Origin of the sequence: Peterkaempfera griseoplana (assembly GCF_001418575.1) — a bacterium.
GTDB lineage: Bacteria > Actinomycetota > Actinomycetes > Streptomycetales > Streptomycetaceae > Peterkaempfera > Peterkaempfera griseoplana.
In genome coordinates this window covers 1-2,601 of the sequence record NZ_LIQR01000789.1, presented here as the reverse complement: position 1 = coordinate 2,601, position 2,601 = coordinate 1, and the positions used below count along the sequence as shown (strand labels likewise).

Sequence of the window (2,601 nt, the reverse complement as noted above, 5' to 3'; positions counted from 1 at the left end):
GTCGTACGGGTGGGGGCGGGGACGGCTTCCGGGTGCTCAGCCGGATACCCCCGACGGGATCACGCCGTCCAACGCCGTCGCCCGCGGGTCCGCAGCATGCCGAACCCGCAGGTCAGAGGTGCCCACGTCACAGGTCACCGCTGAACCGTGCCCCAGCCGCGGCGGGTCGTCTTCGGTCAGACCTCCGGGTCGTGCATGATCTCCCGGACCTCCTGTGCGCAGCGGCACGAGGCGGCGAACTTGGCAGCCCACTTCAACGCTTCCTCGCGTGAGGGCACATCGATGACCGAGAACCCGCCGACGACCGCCTTGGTCTCCGGGAAAGGGCCGTCGGTGACGGTACCGTCAGTGCCGACGATGCTCGCCCGCTGCCTCTGCAGTCCACCGCCGAAGACCCACACCCCGGCGTCCTGAGCCTCCCGCACCACCTTGTGGGAGTCCTCGGACACCTGGGGCAACTCCTCCTCGGGGAAGGTCATCGCGCCGTCGTCGAACGAGATCAGATACCGCGTCATCCATGGCTCCCTAGGGTGGTGCCTCCTTCGGCCGTCACTCACCCTACGACGAAGACCTCCTCCGCAGCCGACACTTCATCAGTTCTGGTGAGGGCAGTAACGCATCGTGACTTGGGTGGGCCGACGGTTGCGCGATACGGCGTGATGCCTGACCACCGGCGGACAGCCGTTCCTTCCGCGACCGCCCCCGATCGCCCGCTGTCGGCAGTGGCAGCGTCGGGCGAACGGCCGGCCACGGGGGGCGGCCGGAGTGAAGCGCTTGACCCTCACGTGGCGTGATGCCGCATAGTCGCCGACGTGGAAGAGCACGAGCACCTGACCGTTGGCCGTGTGGCCGAGCTGGCCGCTGTGAGCGTCCGCACCCTGCACCACTACGACGAGATCGGTCTCGTCCAGCCGTCCACGCGGACCAGCGCCGGGTACCGGGCCTACTCGACCGGTGACGTGGAGCGGCTCCGCGAGGTGCTCGCCTTCCGGCGCCTGGGTTTCGGATTGCGCGAGATCGCGGATCTGGTGGACGACCCGGCCACCGACGCGGTCGCGCGCCTGCACCGGCTGCGCGGCCTGCTGGTGGAACAGCGGGACCGCAGTGCCGCCATGGTGACGGCCATCGACAGGGAACTCGAGGAGCGGGCGATGGGGATCAGGACGACTCCGGAGAACCAACTGAAGGTGTTCGGCGCGCAGTTGTACGAAGCCATCGGGTCCGCCTACCCGGCGACCCGGCGCACCGAGCCGCGGATCGCCGCTCGGATCTGGGAAGCGCTCGGGGACGCGCGGACGGTGCTGAACGTCGGGGCCGGCACCGGCTCCTACGAGCCGCCGAACCGTGAGGTCACGGCGGTGGAACCGTCGGCGGTGATGCGGGCGCAGCGTCCCGCCGGGGCGGCGCCGTGCGTGGCCGCCAGTGCGGAACGACTGCCGTTCGCTGACCAGTCCTTCGACGCCGCGATGGCGGTCAGCACCGTTCACCACTGGCCGGACCCGATCGCCGGGCTGCGCGAGATGCGGCGGGTGGCCCGGCGCGTGGTGGTGTTCACGTACGACGCCAGTGCGACCGGCTGGCTGCAACGGTTCTGGCTCACCCGCGACTACCTGCCCGAATTCGCCGACCTTCTCGCCGGCTGGCCTTCCCTGGCCGACATGACCCGCGCGATCGGGGGCCGCGCGGAGCCGGTGCTCATCCCATGGGACTGCGCCGACGGCTTCTTCGAGGCCCACTGGCGCCGGCCCGAGGCATACCTGGACGAACCCGTGCGCCGCGCGGTGTCGGTGTGGACCCGGGTCGGCCCGGAGGCCGAGCAGCGGGCGGTCGGCATGCTCGGTGCCGACCTTGCCTCGGGCCGGTGGGCGGAGCGCAACCGCGACCTCCTCGCCCTCGACGCGGCCGAGCTTGGCCTTCGCCTGCTCGTCGCCTGAACCATCGACTCGGTCGTCCTCGCCGGGGCCTTCGGCGTCGTAGCGCTGCAGCTCGTCGCGGATCTCGTCCGCGCCCGGCATCCGTCGGCGCGGTTGGTCGCAGCCGAGGCAGAGGAGGAGGTCCGTCGAGTGCCAGGTCCCGGGCCTCGGCGGCAGGATCGTTGATCACGACGAGAGGCGGTCCGGCCGTTGCGGCTGCGCATGGTCCAGGGGCGGTCCGGGAGGACCGCCCCTGGACGGACGTGCGGCCGCCGCGTCACGCGTCCTCTGGGCGGCCAGTATGTCGAAGCCGGTGTGCCGGAGGCCGAGGCGGTGTCAGGAGGCTGAGCAGGAGAACGTCGGCAGCGTGACCGGACCGGTGGCCGTGAAGCCGAAGGAGGCCGAGGCCCCTGGCGCCACCGCTCCGTTCCATGCGGTGTTGGTCACGGTGACGGAGCTGCTGCTCTGAGTCAGTACGCCGTTCCAGAGGTTGGTGACGGACTGTCCGGAGATGGGCGTCCAGCCGACCCGCCACCCCGTGAGCGCGGCGGTGCCGCTGTTGTGCACCGTGATGTCGGCCTGGAAGCCACCCGACCAGGAGCTGGTTACGGTCGCCTGCGCCGTGCAGGCGAGCGCGGCGGTCGGCGGATTCGTCGCCGGTGGCATGGTGGGCGGGGGAGTGGTGGCG

The 2,601-nt window shown here is 71.2% G+C and carries 3 protein-coding genes; 1 reads left to right on the top strand and 2 read right to left on the bottom strand.

From position 1 onward, the window contains the following. Positions 1-176 precede the first annotated feature (176 nt). Positions 177-515 carry a YciI family protein gene (locus AOK09_RS36805; RefSeq protein WP_055591499.1) on the bottom strand — a complete coding sequence of 113 codons (339 nt, stop codon included), beginning with the start codon at positions 513-515 and terminating at the stop codon, positions 177-179. A 330-nt stretch (positions 516-845) separates the two neighbouring features. Here AOK09_RS36805 and AOK09_RS36800 point away from each other — a divergent pair, with 330 nt between their 5' ends. Next, on the top strand, positions 846-1,934 hold the full coding sequence (locus AOK09_RS36800; protein WP_217698545.1) for a MerR family transcriptional regulator: 1,089 nt from the start codon (positions 846-848) through the stop codon (positions 1,932-1,934). 315 nt (positions 1,935-2,249) lie between these two features. Here AOK09_RS36800 and AOK09_RS36795 read toward each other — a convergent pair. After that, the coding region (locus AOK09_RS36795) for a cellulose binding domain-containing protein (protein ID WP_217698544.1) at positions 2,250-2,601 on the bottom strand (352 nt) is incomplete at its 5' end.

What these genes read in the sequence shown, in the direction of transcription:
- AOK09_RS36805 (WP_055591499.1), bottom strand. Translation starts at nt 515, where the DNA reads ATGACGCGGTATCTGATCTCGTTCGACGACGGCGCGATGACCTTCCCC.